The organism is Arthrobacter sp. SLBN-83, from assembly GCF_006715285.1.
Classification (GTDB): domain Bacteria; phylum Actinomycetota; class Actinomycetes; order Actinomycetales; family Micrococcaceae; genus Arthrobacter.
In genome coordinates, this window is sequence record NZ_VFMX01000001.1 from 1,742,883 (window position 1) to 1,760,527 (window position 17,645).

At 65.9% G+C, this 17,645-nt stretch carries 14 protein-coding genes; 4 read left to right on the top strand and 10 right to left on the bottom strand.

All coding sequences use genetic code 11. The features are described 5' to 3' along the window. Positions 1 to 79: 79 nt before the first annotated feature. The 7 genes from FBY30_RS07940 to FBY30_RS07970 form a co-directional block, all read right to left on the bottom strand. A complete protein-coding gene (locus tag FBY30_RS07940; RefSeq protein WP_142132372.1) occupies positions 80 to 1,588 on the bottom strand; it encodes an NAD-dependent succinate-semialdehyde dehydrogenase in 1,509 nt (502 codons plus the stop codon). 17 nt (positions 1,589 to 1,605) lie between these two features. Next, positions 1,606 to 2,409 carry an HpcH/HpaI aldolase family protein gene (locus FBY30_RS07945; protein WP_200830656.1) on the bottom strand — a complete coding sequence of 268 codons (804 nt, stop codon included), beginning with the start codon at positions 2,407 to 2,409 and terminating at the stop codon, positions 1,606 to 1,608. Further along, complete coding sequence (gene hpaH, locus FBY30_RS07950; protein ID WP_142132373.1) at positions 2,394 to 3,179, bottom strand: 2-oxo-hept-4-ene-1,7-dioate hydratase; 786 nt, start codon at positions 3,177 to 3,179, stop codon at positions 2,394 to 2,396. Before hpaH ends, FBY30_RS07945 begins: the two co-directional genes overlap by 16 nt. Positions 3,180 to 3,181: 2 nt before the next feature. Next, positions 3,182 to 4,267 carry a 3,4-dihydroxyphenylacetate 2,3-dioxygenase gene (gene hpaD / locus FBY30_RS07955; RefSeq protein ID WP_142132374.1) on the bottom strand — a complete coding sequence of 362 codons (1,086 nt, stop codon included), beginning with the start codon at positions 4,265 to 4,267 and terminating at the stop codon, positions 3,182 to 3,184. A 68-nt stretch (positions 4,268 to 4,335) separates the two neighbouring features. Then, positions 4,336 to 5,874: a 5-carboxymethyl-2-hydroxymuconate semialdehyde dehydrogenase gene (gene hpaE / locus FBY30_RS07960; RefSeq protein WP_142132375.1), complete on the bottom strand. Its 1,539-nt coding sequence runs from the start codon at positions 5,872 to 5,874 to the stop codon at positions 4,336 to 4,338. Positions 5,875 to 5,937: 63 nt separating this feature from the next. After that, entirely contained in the window at positions 5,938 to 6,597 is a 660-nt protein-coding gene (locus tag FBY30_RS07965) for a GntR family transcriptional regulator (RefSeq protein WP_142132376.1), read from the bottom strand. Next, positions 6,590 to 8,053 carry a fumarylacetoacetate hydrolase family protein gene (locus FBY30_RS07970; protein ID WP_142135031.1) on the bottom strand — a complete coding sequence of 488 codons (1,464 nt, stop codon included), beginning with the start codon at positions 8,051 to 8,053 and terminating at the stop codon, positions 6,590 to 6,592. The genes FBY30_RS07965 and FBY30_RS07970 overlap by 8 nt, the downstream gene beginning before the upstream one ends. A 232-nt stretch (positions 8,054 to 8,285) precedes the next feature. Between FBY30_RS07970 and FBY30_RS07975 the strand changes: the two genes are divergently transcribed. After that, a complete protein-coding gene (locus tag FBY30_RS07975; protein ID WP_142132377.1) occupies positions 8,286 to 10,220 on the top strand; it encodes an FAD-binding monooxygenase in 1,935 nt (644 codons plus the stop codon). Here FBY30_RS07975 and FBY30_RS07980 read toward each other — a convergent pair. Further along, positions 10,193 to 11,047 (bottom strand): prephenate dehydratase, encoded by an 855-nt coding sequence (locus FBY30_RS07980; protein ID WP_142132378.1) that lies wholly within the window; start codon positions 11,045 to 11,047, stop codon positions 10,193 to 10,195. The genes FBY30_RS07975 and FBY30_RS07980 overlap by 28 nt on opposite strands. 52 nt (positions 11,048 to 11,099) lie before the next feature. Next, positions 11,100 to 13,013: an alpha-amylase family glycosyl hydrolase gene (locus tag FBY30_RS07985; RefSeq protein ID WP_142132379.1), complete on the bottom strand. Its 1,914-nt coding sequence runs from the start codon at positions 13,011 to 13,013 to the stop codon at positions 11,100 to 11,102. A 196-nt stretch (positions 13,014 to 13,209) separates the two neighbouring features. Here FBY30_RS07985 and FBY30_RS07990 point away from each other — a divergent pair, with 196 nt between their 5' ends. Then, positions 13,210 to 14,262, top strand: coding sequence for a tartrate dehydrogenase (locus FBY30_RS07990; RefSeq protein ID WP_142132380.1), 1,053 nt, complete (start codon positions 13,210 to 13,212; stop codon positions 14,260 to 14,262). Positions 14,263 to 14,282: 20 nt separating this feature from the next. Here FBY30_RS07990 and FBY30_RS07995 read toward each other — a convergent pair whose 3' ends face one another. Beyond that, complete coding sequence (locus FBY30_RS07995; protein ID WP_142132381.1) at positions 14,283 to 14,951, bottom strand: GntR family transcriptional regulator; 669 nt, start codon at positions 14,949 to 14,951, stop codon at positions 14,283 to 14,285. Positions 14,952 to 15,076: 125 nt separating this feature from the next. Here FBY30_RS07995 and glyA point away from each other — a divergent pair, with 125 nt between their 5' ends. Together glyA and FBY30_RS08005 are read left to right on the top strand one after the other, a co-directional pair. Then, on the top strand, positions 15,077 to 16,417 hold the full coding sequence (glyA, locus tag FBY30_RS08000; protein ID WP_142132382.1) for a serine hydroxymethyltransferase: 1,341 nt from the start codon (positions 15,077 to 15,079) through the stop codon (positions 16,415 to 16,417). Next, a complete protein-coding gene (locus tag FBY30_RS08005; protein ID WP_142132383.1) occupies positions 16,414 to 17,634 on the top strand; it encodes a sarcosine oxidase subunit beta family protein in 1,221 nt (406 codons plus the stop codon). The genes glyA and FBY30_RS08005 overlap by 4 nt, the downstream gene beginning before the upstream one ends. The last annotated feature ends 11 nt before the right edge of the window (positions 17,635 to 17,645 follow it).

Genomic DNA, 17,645 nt, shown 5'->3' on the forward strand with positions numbered 1-17,645 from the left:
CCCAGTTTTGGGACAGGACAAACGGCGGGAACCCTGTTTTTCAAGGTTCCCGCCGTCAAAACTGGGCCAGTCTGGCTGTTTACCGGCCCGCGTAGGGGTCGGAGATGCCGATGTATTGGGTGGTGGTGTACTCGGCGATGCCTTCGGAGCCGCCTTCGCGGCCAAGACCCGATTGCTTGACGCCGCCGAACGGTGCGGCAGCGTTGGAGATGACCCCGGCGTTGAACCCGACCATGCCGAACTCGATCTGCTCAGCCACCCTCAGGAGGCGGTTGAAGTCACGGCTGTAGAGGTAGGACGCGAGCCCGTACTCCGTGCTGTTGGCCAACCGGATGGCGTCTTCTTCACTGCTGAACGTGGTGACTGGCGCGACGGGGCCGAAGATTTCCTGGCCCAGGATCGCCGCGTCGTTAGGGACGTCCGCCAGGACCGTGGGCTGGTAGAAGTAGCCGGGCCCGTCCACGGGTGCGCCGCCGGTGACGGCAACGGCCCCGGCGTCGACGGCAGCCGTGACGAGGGTGTGGACGTCGTCGCGGGCGCCGCCGTCGATCAAAGGACCGACCTTCGTCTCTGGGTCGGTGCCGCGGCCGGTGGTCAAAGCCCCCATAGCGGCGGCGAACTTGCGGGTGAAATCGGAGGCGACGGTTTCGTGGACGAGGAAGCGGTTGGCTGCGGTGCAGGCTTCGCCCATGTTCCGCATTTTCGCGGCCATGGCGCCTTCGACGGCGGCGTCGAGGTCGGCGTCCTCGAACACGATGAAGGGTGCGTTCCCGCCGAGCTCCATGGAGGTGCGGAGGACGTTCTGGGCGGCGTCGGCCATGAGGCGTTTGCCGACTGGGGTGGAGCCGGTGAAGGAGACCTTCCGGAGGCGGGAGTCTTTCAGCAGTGGCCCGGAGATCCCCGAGGCGCTGGAGGAGGAGACGACGTTGAGGACCCCGGCGGGGAGGCCGGCGTCGAGCATGGTCTGTGCGAAGTGCTGCGCTGTCAATGGGGTGAGTTTGGCGGGTTTGAGGACCATGGTGCAGCCGGCGGCCACGGCGGGGGCGACCTTGCGGGTGGCCATGGCGAGGGGGAAGTTCCAGGGCGTGATGAGCAGGCAGGGCCCGACCGGTTTGTGCTGGACCAGGATCTTGTTCTTGCCCTCGGGGGTGGTGAGGTAGCGGCCGTAGTCGCGGGCGGTTTCCTCGGCGAACCAGCGCAGGAATTCGGCCCCGTAGGTGACTTCGCCGCGGGCCTCGGCCAGGGGCTTGCCCATCTCCAGGGTCATGAGCAGGGCGAAGTCCTCGGCGCGTTCGGTGACCAGGTCGAACGCCTTACGGAGGATCTCGGACCGAACGCGCGGCGCCGTCCGTGCCCAGGACGCCTGCGCGGCGTCGGCCGCGTCCAACGCCGCAACTGCGTCCTCGCTTGTAGCGGAGGCCAAGGTGGCGAGCACTTCCCCGGTGGCGGGATCGTGCACGTCGAACGTGCCGCCGTCGGACGCTTCCACCCACTTACCCCCAATCAAAAGGCCGGTGGGGACCGAGGCGAGCAGGGACGCCTCACGCTCCTGGCTGATGGCAGGGGGCAGCTCGGAAGTTACTGTCATTGAAGAGTCCTTAAGGGTCAGTAGCTGGCGGTTGCGTCGCCGTCGGTTGGCTTCACAAACCTTGCAGCAAGGGCTTCGGAGCCCCGGGCGAGGATGGCGACGTCGGCCCCCACCAGGATGAAGTTGGCGCCGTGATCGAGGTAGTGTCGGGCCGTGTCCGGGTTGAAGGCATTGACGCCGGCGGGCTTGCCCGCGGCCTTGGCGGCGGACAGGCAGTGTTCGACGGCGGCGCGCACCTCGGGGTGCTCCTGCTGTCCCAGCAGGCCCATGGAGGCGGCGAGGTCGGACGGGCCGACGAAGACAGCGTCCACACCGTCGACTTTGAGGATGTCCTCAACCGCTTCCACGGCGGCGGTGGATTCGATCTGAACGGTGACGCTGATGGTCTCATTGGCGCGGGCCAGGTAGTCCGGCACCCGGTTCCAGCGGGCTGCGCGGGCCAGTGCGGAGCCCACCCCGCGGACGCCCTGCGGCGGGTACCGGGTGGCGGCCACCGCGGCTTCGGCTTCGGCCACCGAGTTGACCATGGGAATCAACAGGTTCTGCACGCCCAGGTCCAGGTACTGCTTGATCACCACGGTGTCGTTGACCGGCGGCCGGACCAAAGTATGCACGGGGTAGCCGTGGATGGCCTGGAGCTGGGCCAGGATGGACTCGAGCCCGTTGGGGCTGTGCTCGGCGTCCACCAGCAGCCAGTCCAGTCCGGATCCGGCACAGAGTTCGGCGATGAGCGGGCTGCCGGAGCAGACCCACATGCCGGCCAGCGGCCGTCCCGCCTCCGCGAAGGCGGACCGGAACGTGTCCTCTATTCGAAACGGCATGTCACACTCCCCAGGGGGCCGTAGTCGGCGTGGACGGTATCGCCTTTGTAGACCCACATGGGGCGGGTGAAGGATCCCGCCAGGATGATGTCGCCGGCCTTCAGGGCGTCGCCATGGGCGGCGATCTTGTTGGCCAGCCAGTGCACGCCGTTGGCGGGGTGGTCCAGGACGCCGGCGGCCACGCCGGTTTCCTCCACGGTCTGGTTCTTGTAGAGGATGGCGGAGACCCAGCGCAGGTCCACGGCGTCTGGCTTTACAGGGTTGCCCCCGATCACCATGGCGCCCATGGCGGCGTTGTCCGAGATGGTGTCCACGATGGTCCGGCCCTCCATTTCGATCCTGGAGTCCAGGATCTCCAAGGCCGGAACCACGTAATCGGTCGCCTTCAGGACATCGAAGATGGTGACGCCGGGGCCCTTCAGCCCGTCCTTCAACACGAACGCCAGCTCAACCTCCACCCGCGGATGCGTGTACTGGTCCCACTGGACCGAGCAGCCGGTGTCCAGCACCATGTCATCGAAGATGGCGCCGTAGTCCGGTTCGGTGATGCCGGTGGCGGCCTGCATGGCCTTGGACGTGAGGCCGATCTTGCGCCCCACCAAGGTCCTTCCGGCATCCTCGTTGCGGCGCCGCCACAGCTGCTGCACCGCGTAGGAGTCCTCCACCGTCATCTCCGGGTACCGGGCGGTCAGGCGGGGAACAGGGGTGCGGGTGCGGCCTGCTTCCACCAGCTCGTCCGCGATGGCCTCAATCGTCTTCGGCTCAAGCATGGCTAGACCTGGACTCCCAGCTTGAAGCCGGTCCGGTCGCCTTCAGGTGAACCGTCCTTGCGGGTGTAGGAGAAGCCGTCGGCGCCCACGGTCACTGCCATCTCGCTCTTCTCCTCACGGACGATGACCGGCTGCGGGTTGCCGTCCAGGTCCAGGACCAGGGAGGCCTCGGTGTACCAGGACGGGACCACGGGGTTGCCCCACCAGTCGCGGCGCTGGTTGTCGTGGACGTCCCAGGTGATGGTGGGGTTGTCGGGGTCGCCGGTGTAGTAGTCCTGGGTGTAAATCTCGATGCGGTGGCCGTCCGGGTCCAGGATGTAGAGGTAGAACGCGTTGGAGACGCCGTGCCGGCCGGGGCCGCGTTCGATCCTGTCGCTGATGCGCAGGGCGCCCATCTTGTCGCAGATCTGGATGATGTTGTGCTTCTCGTGGGTGGCGAAGGCAACGTGGTGCATGCGCGGGCCGTTGCCACCGGTCAGGGCGGTATCGTGCACGGTCTGCTTGCGGTGCATCCAGGCGGCGTAGGTGACGCCGTCGGAATCCTTGATGTCCTCGGAGACGCGGAAGCCCAGATCCTCCAGGTACTTGCGGCCCTTGGGCACGTCAGGGGTGACCTGGTTGAAGTGGTCCAGCCGGACCAGTTCGCCGGCAGAGTAGAGGTCGTAGCGCTGGGTGAGGCGCTCAACGTGCTCCACCTCGTAGAAGAACTCGTAGGGGAAGCCCAGGGGGTCCTCAACGCGCACGGAGTCGCCGATGCCCTTGGTGAAGCCTTCTTTGCGGCGCTCAACCCGGCAGCCGAGTTCGCGGTAGTAGGCCTCGGCGGCGTCAACCTCGGCGGGGGACTTCACCCGGTAGGCGAAGGCGGCGACGGCGGCGATGGGGCCCTTGCGCAGCACCAGGTTGTGGTGGATGAATTCCTCCAGGGAGCGGAGGTAGATGGCGTTTTCGTCTTCCTCGGTGACGTGCAGGCCCAGGACGTCCACGTAGAACTCGCGTGACTTGGCGAGGTCGGTGACCACGATTTCCATGTAGGCGCAGCGGACGATGTCCGGAGCAGGGACGGTGGGGGTGGGAACGAAGTTGGTCATTGGATTCTCTCTTCTTTGAGCGGGGGCTTGGATAAGTACGACGACGGCCGGCGGCTTTGGTCCCGGAACTAGCCTTCGTTGCCGGCGGAGGCTTCGATGCTGCCGAACTTGGGGGTGTGGACGGTGCCGAGGGTGATGTGCACGGCCTGCTGGTCCGTGTAGAAGTCGATGGAGCGGTAGCCCCCCTCGTGGCCCAGGCCGGAGGCCTTGACGCCGCCGAACGGGGTGCGCAGGTCCCGGACGTTGTGGCTGTTCAGCCACACCATGCCGGCCTCAACGTTCTGCGAGAAGTTGTGCGCCCGGGTCAGGTTCTGAGTCCAGATGTACGCGGCCAGGCCGTACTTGGTGTTGTTGGCCAGCGCCAGGGCTTCGTCGTCGTTCTCGAACGGGGTGATGGCCACGACCGGTCCGAAGATTTCCTCCTGGAAGATCCGGGCGTCAGGGGCGACGTCGGCAAACACCGTGGGTGCGATGTAGTTGCCTTCGGGCAGGTGGTCCGGGCGGCCGCCGCCGGCCAGGAGCCGGCCTTCGGACTTGCCGATCTCCACGTAGGATGCGACCTTTTCGTAGTGTTCCGGGTGGACCAGGGCGCCAACCTGCGTCTTGGGATCGTGCGGATCGCCCACCACGATGTTCTTGGCCCGGGCGGCGTACTTTTCGCAGAACTCGTCGTAGATGGCGCGTTCCACGAGGATGCGGGAGCCGGCGGTGCAGCGTTCGCCGTTGAGTGAGAAGACGCCGAACAAGGCGGAGTCGATGGCGGCGTCCAGGTCAGCATCGGCAAACACGACGCACGGAGACTTGCCTCCGAGCTCCATGGACAGGCCCTTGAGGTTGGTGGCAGCGTTGCGGAAGATCGTCTGGCCGGTGGTGGTCTCGCCGGTAAAGGAGATCAGCGGGACGTCCGGGTGCTTGACCAGCGCGTCGCCGGCCTCCTCACCCAGGCCGTTGACCAGATTGAAGACGCCGTCGGGCAGACCGGCGTCCTTGAAGATGGTGGCCCACAGGGAGGCGGACAGGGGAGTGAACTCGGCCGGCTTGAGGACCACGGTGTTGCCGGTGGCCAGGGCTGGAGCGAGCTTCCAGGACTCCAGCATGAACGGGGTGTTCCACGGCGTGATGAGCCCGGCAACGCCGATCGGCTTGCGGTTCACGTAGTTGATCTGCGAGCCGGGGACCTTCATGGCGTCATCAAACTGGGCCACGATCAGGTCCGCGAAGAAGCGGAAGTTCTCGGCGGCGCGCAGGGCCTGGCCCTTGGCCTGGGTGATGGGCAGTCCGGTGTCGAAGGTTTCGAGTTCGGCGAGGCGTGCTTCCTGGGCTTCGACGGCATCGGCGATCTTGTTGAGGACCCGGGCTCGCTCGCGGGGCTTCATCCTGGGCCAGGGGCCATTGACGAACGCTTCACGGGCGGCGGCCACGGCCAGTTCGATGTCTTCCTTCTGGCCGGCGGCGGCGGTGGCGTAGTTCCGGTTGGACACTGGGTCCAGGACGTCGAACGTCTTTCCGGAGACCGAGTCCACGAACTTGCCGTTGATGTAGTGCTGGATGTGCGTGGGCAGATCCTCGGGAACGTAGTGCTTGGCGGTTTCTACAGAGGCAGTCATCGTTGAAGTCCTTACTGTGTTCTTTGCGTACAAGTGGTGTGTGCGTTCTGCCGGGCAGAGCGGCTAGGTGGTTTGGGCGAGGTAGGCGTCCAGAGTGGCGGTCCGGTGGAGCCGGGCTGCCTTTTCGATGGCGTCGGCGTCGGCTCCGGTCTCGATGAGTTTCAGCAGGTTCTCGTGTTCCTCCACGGAATCGCGGGCGCGGCCGGGGACGAAACGGAAGGTGGAGGACCGGAGGGATGCGAGCCGGTTCCAGCCGCGGTGCACCAGGTCCAGGATGTGGGGGTTGGGGCAGTGCTCGAACAGGACGCTGTGGAAGTCCTGGTTGAGCTGGGTGAACCGGACCGGATCGAAGTGTTCCAGGCATTCGCGCATCTCCTGGTTCACGGCCCGGGCCCGGGCCACGGCGGCGGAATCGATCAGCGGGGCGGAGAGCGCGGTGGCTGCGCCTTCCACAATGCTGAGCGTCTGCATGGTGTAGAGGTATTCGGTGGGGTCGATGCCTGCCACGGTGGCGCCAACGTTTCGCTCAAACGTCACCAGGCCCTCGGCTTCGAGCCGCCGGATGGCTTCCCGGACCGGGACCACGCTGAACCCCAGGTCCTTGGCGATGGCTCCCAGGACCAGCCGGTAGCCGGGGGTGTAGGTGCCTTCCACGATCCGGGCCTTGACGGCCTGGTACGCCTGCTCGGACTTGCTGCCGGCAACCATGGTGGCCTCAGTCATTGGTGTTGCCTTCCCATTCCGCGTACCTTGCCTGCCACTCGGCGTTCATCGGGTAGAGGCCGTCCACGCTGTTGCCCTGCTTGACCATCTCGAAGATGAAGGTTTCTTCCTTTTCCTGCTGGATACAGTCGTCCACCAGTTCCTCGGCGATGGCCGGCGGGATCACCAGGATGCCGTCGGAGTCGGCCACGATGATGTCGCCGGGCTGCACGGTGGCGCCGCCGCAGGCGATGGTGATGTCCGTGTCCCACGGAATGTGCCGGCGGCCCAGGACGGCGGGGTGCGGGTTGGCGAAGTACGTAGGCATCTCCAGGTCCGCCACGGCTGAATAGTCGCGGACGCCGCCGTCGGTAATGATGGCCGCTGCGCCGCGTACCTGGGCGCGGAGGGCCAGGATGTCACCCACGGTGCCGGTGCCCTTCTCCCCGCGGGCCTCCATGACCAGGATTTCGCCTTCATTGACGGAGTCGATGGCTTTCTTTTGCGCGTTGAAGCCGCCGCCGTGGGTTTTGAAAAGGTCTTCGCGGTTGGGGACGTAGCGGAGGGTGCGGGCCAGGCCCACCACGCGCCGGTCCGGGCGGGTGGCCTGCAGCCCGTCGATGCTCACGTTGTTAAGTCCGCGTTTGCGCATCTGGGAGGACAGCGTGGCTGTGGCCACGGACTCAAGCTTGGCTTTCAGTTCGGGGGAGAGGGCAGGCCCGACGGCGGCAAGTCCCGCTGCTTCACGGGACCCGTAGGCTTCCTCCCGCTGCAGGTCATCAACCTTGGGTTGGGCGCCAAAGTCGGCGAACGCCGTCGTGCCTTCCTCAACGGTGGTGACCAGGCGCCCGGTGGACAGCGAACCATCGAAGGTGCCCACCTCCACTTCCAGGACATCCCCGGGCTTCGCGACGGAGGCACCGGCCGGGGTGCCGGTAAGAATGATGTCCCCCTCTTCGAGGGTGAGCAGCTGGGACAGGTCTGCCACAAGGCGGGTGAACGGGAAGAGCAGGTCCTCGGTGGTGTCATCCTGGACCAGTTCGCCGTTGTGCCATGTGCGGATCCGCAGTTTGGAAGGGTCGACGGCGTCTGCCGGAATCAGTGCCGGGCCCACCGGGGTGAAGCCGTCCCCGCCTTTGGATCGGAGGTTGGAGCCCTTGTCCGCATACCGCAGGTCGTGGACGCCGAGGTCGTTGCTGGCGGTGACGGCGGTGACGTGGCTCCACGCGTCCTCGATCGAAACGCGGCGCGCGGCCTTCCCGATCACCAGGGCGATCTCGCCCTCGTAACCCAGCAGTTCGCAGCCGGCCGGACGTTCAACGGGACTTCCACTGACGGCCAGGGAGCTGGAAGGCTTGAGGAAGTAGGACGGCTGCACCGGGGTGCGGCCGCGCTGGGCAGCCCGGCTTGGGTAGTTGATGTGTACCGCGATCACCTTGCGGGCTGCTGCCAGGGTATCGCCGTTGACCTGCTCCAAAGCCTTCTCCTCATCAAGTACGAAATCGTATACGATCACTATCACCGCTTTCGCGGGATTCGTCAACCCCTGATTTTCCGGCAGATTCCGGCCCTGATTGCTGCCACTTGTCGCCCCCGTCACATGCGGCGTACAGTGGAAATCAAGTTTATAGTTTTCGATTATCGAATCTTCTGTTCAGATATAGAACATGTTCTGATGAGAACAAGCCACAACGAAGTGAGGAAAGCCCGTGCAGTTCCACCACCACGGATACGTATCCGGAGACCCGCGCGTCCAGCCGGCCGCCGGTGTCGGCCTTAATCGCCCCGAAGAGCTGCCGGACGAAGTGGACGTACTCATCGTCGGCTCCGGCCCGGCCGGGATGCTCGCTGCCGCGCAGCTGTCCATGTTCCCCAACGTGACCACGCGCCTTGTCGAGCGCCGTCCCGGCAGGCTTGCCATCGGCCAGGCCGACGGAATCCAGGCGCGCAGCGTGGAGACGTTCCAGGCTTTCGGGTTCGCGGAGCGGATCATCGCCGAGGCCTACCGGATCACGGAGATGGCGTTCTGGAAGCCGGACCCGGCCAACCACGCCAACATCATCCGTACCGCCCGCGCCGTCGACGACGAGATGGGCATCAGCGAGTTCCCGCACCTGATCGTCAACCAGGCCCGGGTCCTGGACTACTTCGCCGAGTTCGCCGCAAACTCACCCACCCGCCTCAAGCCCGATTACGGCTACGAGTTCCAGGGCCTGGAGGTGGCGGACAGCGGCGACTACCCCGTCACCGTTACGCTCCGCCACACTTCCGGACCCAACGAGGGCCGGGAACGGATTGTCCGCGCCAAGTATGTGGTGGGTTCCGATGGTGCCCGCAGCAAGGTCCGCCAGGCGATCGGCTGCACGCTGGCCGGTGACCAGGCCAACCACGCCTGGGGTGTCATGGACGTGCTTGCCGTCACCGACTTCCCGGACATCCGCACCAAGTGCGCCATCCAGGGTGCCAAAGGCAGCATCCTGCACATTCCGCGCGAGGGCGGCCACCTGTTCCGCATGTACGTGGACCTGGGCGAAGTTGATCCCAACAGCCAGCACTCGGTGCGGGACACCTCCATCGAGGAAATCATCGCCAAGGCCAACGACATCCTGCACCCCTACACCCTGGACGTACGGAACGTCGCCTGGCACAGCGTCTACGAAGTGGGGCACCGCCTCACGGACAGGTTCGACGACGTCCTACCGGCGGACCGCGGCACGCGCACCCCGCGCGTGTTCATCACCGGGGACGCCTGCCATACGCACAGCGCCAAGGCCGGCCAGGGCATGAACGTGTCCATGCAGGACGGGTTCAACATCGCCTGGAAGCTGGGCCACGTCCTGGAGGGCCGCAGCCCCGAGAGCCTGCTGAGCACCTACTCCGAGGAGCGGCAGGTGGTGGCCAAGAACCTGATCGACTTCGACAAGGAATGGTCCACCATGATGGCCAAGAAGCCGGAGGAGTTCGAGCACCCCTCCGACCTCGAGGACTTCTACGTGCAGACGGCGGAATTCCCGGCCGGCTTCATGACCCAGTACACGCCGTCGCTGATTGTCGGCAGCAGCGACCACCAGGACCTGGCCACCGGGTTCCCCGTGGGCAAACGCTTCAAGTCGGCCCCCGTGGTGCGGGTGGGCGACACCAACCCCATCCACCTGGGCCACCACGCCACCGCCGACGGCCGCTGGCGGATCTACGTCTTCGCCGATCCCGCCCTGCCCGGCACCAATTCGGCCACGGACAAGCTTGCCGGCTGGTTTGCCAACTCGCCGGAGTCCCCGCTGGCCGCCACCCCCGCCGGCGCGGACCTGGACGCCTGGTTCGACCTGAAGGTCATCTACCAACAGCCGCACACCGCCGTCGACATCAACGCCGCCCCTGCAGTGTTCAAGCCGCAGGTGGGTCCGTTCAGGCTGACGGACTACGAAAAGGTCTATGCCACGGATCCCAAAGCGGACATCTTTGACCTGCGCGGCATCGACCGCAACGGCGCCGTGGTGGTGGTCCGCCCGGACCAATACGTGGCGAATGTCGTGCCGCTGGCGGCAACCGCTGAGCTGGGTGCGTTCTTCGGACCCCTGCTCAAGCCGCTCCAGCAGGCTGCACCCGCGCAGCCGCGTCAGGCCGTGGCAGCCGCCGCCCGGTAGTCCGCAGCGGGGTACACGCCGAGGATCCGCACCTCGGTGGTGAAGAAGTCCAGTTCCTCGAGGGCCAGCTTCAGCGGCAGGTCCTCGGGGTGGCCTTCGACGTCCGCCATGAACATGGTGGCGGCAAATTCGTTGCCCACCATATAGCTCTCCAGGCGCGTCATGTTCACGCCGTTGGTGGCAAAGCCGCCGAGCGCCTTGTACAGGGCAGAAGGGACATTGCGGACGCGGAAGAGGAAGCTCGTCACTGCCGGCCCAGGAAGTTCGTCCCGGGCCGGCAGTGCCGTTTCCCGGGCCAGGACCACGAAGCGGGTGGTGTTGGAGGGATCGTCCTCCACACCCGACGCCAGGACGTCAAGGCCGTAGATCTGTGCGGCCAGCGGGGGAGCGAGGGAGAGCTTGCGCGGATCGTTCCACTCGGCCACCTCCCGGGCGGACCCTGCGGTGTCACCTGCGATCACCGGCTTGAGGCTGTGTTCGCGGATCAGTTTCCGGCACTGGCCCAGCGCGTGGATGTGGCTGTGCACCTCGGTGGCGCCTTCGATGGTGCTGCCCGGGATGCCCAGCAGGTCGAAGTGGATGGGCAGGAAGTACTCGCCCACGATCTGCAGGTTGGACTGCGGCAGCAGGATGTGGATGTCCGCCACCCGCCCGGCGATCGAGTTCTCGATGGGGATCATTGCCAGCTCCGCCTCGCCGCTGGCCACCAGCTCGAAGGCGTCCTCGAAGCTGGCACACGGGACGCTTGCCATGTCTGGAAACATCTGCTCACACGCGATATTGGAGTTGGCGCCGGGCTCACCCTGGTACGCAATCTTGGAGGCCATGATCCGTATGGTTTCACGCGTTTGCGTCCGATACGAAAACAGGCCCGTGATGCTACGCCGGGGTGACGCGCAGCCAGAGGTATTGCCGCGGAAGGAGCGTCACGCCGTCGCCCAGCTGCAGGGCTGCTTCGGAGAGAAGGTCGACGGCGGCAGGGGAGTACCCGCCGAAGGTTTCCGCTGGGAGGGTCTGGGCTGAGTCGCTGAAGTTGGCGAGGGCCAGGACGATGCTGCCACTTTCTTCCTCACCCGGTCGCTGGTACGCCAGGACCGACCGGTTGTTCGTGGCGAAATCGATCAGCGTGGTCCCGGCAAGTTCCGGAGTGGCGCTCCGGACGTCTATCATCCGCTTCAGGCCCGCGTAGACGGCACCTTCCGGCGTGGCCGGGTCCAGCCGGCGGGCGTACTGCTCCGTGGGGAAGTGCGGGCGGTGGACCCACCGGCTGTCTTCGCCGTGGCCGGGTTCGGACGCGTAACCGTAGTCGTTGACCTGCCCCACCTCATCACCCAGGTACAGCAGGGGGATGCCGCCGGTGCTGAACGGCACCGAATGGGCCAGGAGGATCCGCTCCACCGCCTCAACCGGGTCAACCTCCATGCCGCACAGGGACGCCGTCGTGCCCGAAATCCGGCAGTCACCCGTCTTGGGGTTGTCCTGGAAGGGGACGCCGCGGGCGAAGCTGCCGGGGAACCGGTTGACGTAGAAGGAGTTCAGGAACCGACGGTGGTCGAAGCCGTTGATGCCGAATTCGGCGGCGTCCTCGTCGGCGAAGGTCCAGCCGATGTCATCGTGGCTGCGGACGTAGTTCACCCAGGCGGTGCCGTCCGGGATGTTGTGCCGGCGTTCCAGTGCCTGGGCCAGGAGCGAGGTGTCCCGGGTGGCCAGGGACTCCCAGATCAGGGCCATCTGCAGCGGGTTGTAGGAAAGCTGGCATTCTGCGGGGTCGATGTACAGCGCCACCTCGTCCGGGTGGACTATTGCCTCGGACTTGAACAGCAGCGACGGCGCAGCCAACCGGCATACCGCATTGAAGGCTCGGAGCAGCGTGTGCGCCTGGGGCAGGTTTTCGCAGGGCGTGCCCAGCTGCTTCCAGATGAATGCCACAGCATCCATGCGCAGGATGTCCACGCCCTGGTTGGCCAGGAACAGCATCTCGGCCGCCATGGCCCGGAAGACCTCCGGGTTGGAGTAGTTCAGGTCCCACTGGTACGTGTGGAAGGTGGCCCATACCCACCGGCCGTCTTCCATTTGGATGAAGGACCCCGGGTGGTTTTCCGGGAAGATTTCGCGGACGTTCGCCTCGAAGGCATCGGGCATGGTCCGGTCCGGGAAGATCCAGTAGTAATCGCTGAACTCCGGATCGCCGGCTGCTGCCTTCCGCGCCCACTCATGCTCGTCGGAGGTGTGGTTGAAGATGAAGTCCACCACCAGGCTGATCCCGTTGTCCTTCAGCTCGGCGGCCAGTGAGCGCAGCTGCTCCATGGTGCCCAGTTTGGGGTTGACCTCGCGGTAGCTGGACACCGCGTAGCCGCCGTCCGAGTGCGGTTCGGGTGCCAGGAACAGGGGCATGAGGTGCAGGTAGGTCAGGCCCAGTTCCTTAAAGTAAGGGATCCGGGCCCGCACCCCTTCGAGGCTTTCGGCGTAGCGGTCCACGTAGCACACCCCGCCCAGCATCCGGTTGGACTGGAACCAGTCCGGGTTGCCTTCCCGCTCTGCATCGGTGGCCTTCAGCTCAGCGGAACGCTCCTGCCACGACCGGGCGCATTGGAGGACCAGGCCAGTGAGCTGGTCCAGCCAGTCGTTGCGGTCGCCGTACAGGGAGTGGAATAGGCTGCGGAGCGTGGGGAAGTGCTCGTCGAGGCGCCGGTCGAAGTCCGGGTCCGGGCGCAACCCAAGGCCGTGCTCGCGGGATACGGCGGACAGCACATGTTGGCGCGCCTCCTGGTCCTCGTTCACCGTTTCCTGCATGTTGACCGGCCTTTCCACACTTCCTCCGGCCTCCCTGGCCGCTCACCTGTAGGAAGTATTCCACGTCACATGCGGAAGGCGTCCGACGGCGGCGGACGGTTACGTTTCGCAGGATCCCGGGTGCGCCGGAGCAGGTGGTGCCAAGTCCGGCCTAAGCTTTACCCAGACCCACGAACGCCGGAAAGACAGGAAAAACATGACGCGCACCTACACCATCGATTCCATTCCCGGTGACGGCATAGGTGTCGATGTCACGGACGTGGCCATGGAGTGCGTGGACGCGGTAGCCGGGCTGCATGGCTTCACTGTTTCGTGGCGGGTCCGCGACTGGAACAGCGATCTGTACGTCAAGACTGGCCGGATGATGCCGGTTGACGGCATCGAGCAGCTCAGCAGCGGCGACGGCATCTTCCTGGGAGCGGTGGGAACACCTGACGTCCCGGACGATGTGACCCTGTGGGGACTGCTGATTCCCATCCGTCGCGAGTTCGACCAGTACATCAACCTTCGGCCCATGAAGCTGCTGCCGGGCGTCAAGGGGGCGATGCCAGGAATCGAGGACCTGGACATCGTGGTGGTGCGGGAGAACGTTGAGGGCGAATACTCGCAGATCGGCGGTCGCTTCGGCGCCGGGACGGATGCCGAATTCGCCGTCCAGGAGAGCGTGTTCACCAAGGCAGGCGTTAGCAGGGCGGCCCGCTACGCTGCGGAGGCTGCTGCCGGACGGGGCGGCACGCTGGTCTCCGCCACCAAATCCAACGGCATCATCCACACCATGCCGTTCTGGGACGAGGTGGTGGCCCGGACGGTGGCAGAGTTCCCGGGCGTCACCGTGGACAAGGTGTTGATCGATGCGCTCGCGGCACGCCTGGTCATGAAGCCCACCAGCGTCCGCACGATTGTCGCGTCGAACCTCTTCGGCGACATCCTGTCCGACCTGGTGGCCGGAGTTGCCGGCTCCATCGGCATCGCTCCCAGCGCCAACCTGAACCCTGAACGCCGGTACCCTTCAATGTTCGAGCCGGTCCACGGTTCCGCCCCGGACATCGCCGGCAAGGGCATCGCGAATCCCGTAGGGGCCCTGTGGGCCGCGGCCATGATGCTGGACCACCTGGGGGAGGAGGCCGCGGCGCGGTCCCTGACCTCCGCTTTCGAGTCCACGCTCGCCGAAGGAATTGCGACGCCGGACCTTGGCGGTTCAGCCAGCACGCTGGAGTTTGCCAAGGAAGTGCGCAGCCGGCTGCGGTAACGGCGCGTGAAGCACCACCACTAAAGCACGTTGCGGATGGCCTGTTCGAAACTGGTGACGTGCTCCAGGGCGAGCTTGCCCGCCCGCTCCGCGTCGCCGTCGGCCACTGCCTCCAGCAGTTCCACGTGCTCGGCGATGTGGGACGCGACGGAGGGCACCTTTTCCAGCACCATGCACCAGATGCGCGTGGCCAGGTTGTCGTACCGGATCAGGACGTCCTCGAGGTGCGCGTTGGCCGCGGCCTTGTAGATCAACCGGTGGACCTTGATGTCGTACCGCATGAGGTCGTAGGGGTCGTCGTCATCGCCCATGGTGGAAATCGCCGCCGCAGTCTCCCGGATTTCAGCCCGCAGCGCCGGCGTTGCCAGCTTGGCGGCGCGCCGTGCCGCCAAGGGCTCCAGGGATTCGCGCAGCTCTGAGACGTCGGCGAGTTCGGTGATGTCGACGATGGTGGCGAACGTCCCGCGGCGCGGATAGGAGACCACCAGGTGGTCGCTTTCCAGGCGCTTGAGTGCTTCCCGGACCGGTGTCCGGCCAATCCCGAGTTCGGCGGCCAGCTTGCCGTCGTTGATTGCCTCGCCCGGCCGGATATCCAGCATGATGAGCCGGTCGCGGAGGTGCCGGTAGGCCTGTTCGGAGAGCGAGAGGTCGCCGTCCCCGGCCAGGTGGTTCTCTAATGTGACGCTCATTCCGAGCCTTCCCAGGAGTGCTATTGACGTCCAAGTGATCTGGAACATACTATTACGACAGTTCTAATATATCAGTTACAGATCAGTTATAGGTCAGTAACTCCGAAGGGCTTTGAAGGAGAACAATGCAGGACGTACTGAACGCCTCGCTCGCCACGGTAGACGCCGACGTCGCCGCCGCTGTGGCACGGGAACTGCACCGCCAGCAGTCCACCCTGGAAATGATCGCGTCGGAGAACTTCGCTCCGTCCTCCGTCATGGAGGCCCAGGGCTCGGTCCTCACCAACAAGTACGCGGAGGGCTACCCGGGCAAGCGCTACTACGGCGGCTGCGAGCACGTCGACGTTATCGAGCAACTGGCCATCGACCGCGTCAAGGCCCTGTTTGGCGCAGAGTTCGCCAACGTGCAGCCGCACTCCGGCGCGCAGGCGAACGCCGCCGCGATGTTCGCCCTGCTCAACCCGGGCGACACCATGCTGGGCCTGTCCCTGGCCCACGGCGGACACCTCACGCACGGCATGAAGATCAACTTCTCCGGCAAGCTCTACAACGTGGTTCCGTACCACGTCCGGGAAGAAGACCTCCGCATCGATATGGCCGAGGTGGAAGCCCTGGCCCTGGAGCACAAGCCCAAGCTGATCGTGGCCGGTTGGTCTGCATACTCCCGCCAGCTGGACTTTGCCGAGTTCCGCCGCATCGCCGACCTGGTGGGCGCCTACCTCATGGTGGACATGGCCCACTTCGCCGGCCTGGTGGCCGCAGGCCTTCACCCGAATCCCGTCCCCTATGCGGACGTGGTCACCACCACCACCCACAAGACCCTTGGCGGCCCCCGCGGCGGCGTGATCCTGGCCAAGGAGGAATACGCCAAGAAGATCAACAGCGCTGTGTTCCCCGGCCAGCAGGGCGGACCGCTGGAGCATGTGGTCGCCGCCAAGGCCGTGGCCTTCAAGCTCGCCGCAGCTCCGGAATTCAAGGAACGCCAGGAGCGCGTCCTGCAGGGAGCCAAGCTCCTGGCCGAGCGACTCCTCAAGGACGACGTTGCAGCCGCCGGCATCTCCGTGGTCAACGGCGGCACCGACGTCCACCTGGTCCTGGTGGACCTGCGCAACTCGGAGCTCGACGGCCAGCAGGGCGAGGACGCCCTCCACCAGATCGGCATCACCGTCAACCGCAACGCCGTCCCGTTCGACCCGCGCCCGCCGATGGTCTCCTCCGGACTCCGCATCGGCACTCCCGCCCTGGCCGCCCGCGGCTTCGGCGCCGCCGAGTTCGCGGAAGTTGCGGACATCATCGCGACGGCGCTGATCGCCTCCGCCTCCACCGGCACCCTGCCCGGGGACACCGCCGTCGAACTCCGCACCCGGGTGACGGCCCTGGCCGACAAGTTCCCCCTCTACCCGCACCTCACCGCCGATGCCAGCCTGGCCGAAGCCGAGGCAGACCTGATTGGAGCCGCACAGTGAGCGCCCCGCACCTTCCTGAGCACCCGGACTTCCTCTGGCGGAACCCGGAACCCAAGTCCTCTTACGACGCCGTGGTGGTCGGCGGCGGCGGCCACGGCCTGGCCACCGCGTACTTCCTGGCCAAGAACCATGGCATGACCAACATTGCCGTCCTGGAAAAGGGCTGGCTGGCCGGCGGCAACATGGCCCGCAACACCACCATCATCCGCTCCAACTACCTCTGGGACGAGAGCGCGGCCATCTACGAGCACGCCCTCAAGCTCTGGGAGATCCTGCCCGAGGAACTCGAGTACGACTTCCTGTTCAGCCAGCGCGGCGTGATGAACCTGGCCCACACCCTGGGCGACGTCCGCGAAAGCATCCGCCGCGTGGGCGCCAACAAGCTCAACGGCGTGGACGCCGAATGGCTGGACCCGCAGCAGGTCAAGGAACTCTGCCCCATCCTGAACATCCGGGACAACATCCGCTATCCCGTCATGGGCGCCACCTACCAGCCCCGCGCCGGCATCGCCAAGCATGACCACGTGGCCTGGGCCTTCGCCCGCAAGTGCGACGAAATGGGCGTGGACATCATCCAAAACTGCGAGGTCACCGGCTTCCTCAAGGACGGCAACCGCGTGGTGGGCGTCAAGACCAACCGCGGCACCATCCACACCGAAAAGGTGGGCCTGGCAGCCGCCGGCCACAGCTCGGTCCTGGCCGAACTGGCAGGCTTCCAGCTGCCCATCCAGTCCCACCCGCTGCAGGCACTGGTGTCCGAACTGCATGAGCCCGTCCACCCCACCGTGGTCATGTCCAACCACGTCCACGTCTACGTCTCGCAGGCGCACAAGGGCGAACTGGTCATGGGTGCCGGTGTGGACTCCTACAACGGCTACGGCCAGCGCGGCTCCTTCCACGTGATCGAGCAGCAGATGGCGGCCGCCGTCGAACTCTTCCCCATCTTCGCCCGCGCCCACGTGCTCCGCACCTGGGGCGGCATCGTGGACACCACCCTGGACGCCTCGCCGATCGTGGGCCTGACCCCGGTGGAGAACATGTTCGTGAACTGCGGCTGGGGCACCGGCGGGTTCAAGGGAACACCTGCCGCCGGCATGACCTTCGCCCACACCATCGCCACCGGCGCGCCGCACAAGCTGAATGCGCCGTTCTCGCTGGAACGCTTCGAAACCGGCGCCCTGATCGACGAACACGGCGCCGCCGCCGTGGCCCACTAGCCCAGAAAAGG

What these genes read in the sequence shown, in the direction of transcription:
- FBY30_RS07945 (WP_200830656.1), bottom strand. Translation starts at nt 2,409, where the DNA reads ATGCCGTTTCGAATAGAGGACACGTTCCGGTCCGCCTTCGCGGAGGCG.
- FBY30_RS07995 (WP_142132381.1), bottom strand. Translation starts at nt 14,951, where the DNA reads ATGAGCGTCACATTAGAGAACCACCTGGCCGGGGACGGCGACCTCTCG.
- hpaE (WP_142132375.1), bottom strand. Translation starts at nt 5,874, where the DNA reads ATGACTGCCTCTGTAGAAACCGCCAAGCACTACGTTCCCGAGGATCTG.
- hpaD (WP_142132374.1), bottom strand. Translation starts at nt 4,267, where the DNA reads ATGACCAACTTCGTTCCCACCCCCACCGTCCCTGCTCCGGACATCGTC.
- glyA (WP_142132382.1), top strand. Translation starts at nt 15,077, where the DNA reads ATGCAGGACGTACTGAACGCCTCGCTCGCCACGGTAGACGCCGACGTC.
- FBY30_RS07980 (WP_142132378.1), bottom strand. Translation starts at nt 11,047, where the DNA reads ATGGCCTCCAAGATTGCGTACCAGGGTGAGCCCGGCGCCAACTCCAAT.
- FBY30_RS07990 (WP_142132380.1), top strand. Translation starts at nt 13,210, where the DNA reads ATGACGCGCACCTACACCATCGATTCCATTCCCGGTGACGGCATAGGT.
- FBY30_RS07985 (WP_142132379.1), bottom strand. Translation starts at nt 13,013, where the DNA reads ATGCAGGAAACGGTGAACGAGGACCAGGAGGCGCGCCAACATGTGCTG.
- hpaH (WP_142132373.1), bottom strand. Translation starts at nt 3,179, where the DNA reads ATGCTTGAGCCGAAGACGATTGAGGCCATCGCGGACGAGCTGGTGGAA.
- FBY30_RS07965 (WP_142132376.1), bottom strand. Translation starts at nt 6,597, where the DNA reads ATGACTGAGGCCACCATGGTTGCCGGCAGCAAGTCCGAGCAGGCGTAC.
- FBY30_RS07940 (WP_142132372.1), bottom strand. Translation starts at nt 1,588, where the DNA reads ATGACAGTAACTTCCGAGCTGCCCCCTGCCATCAGCCAGGAGCGTGAG.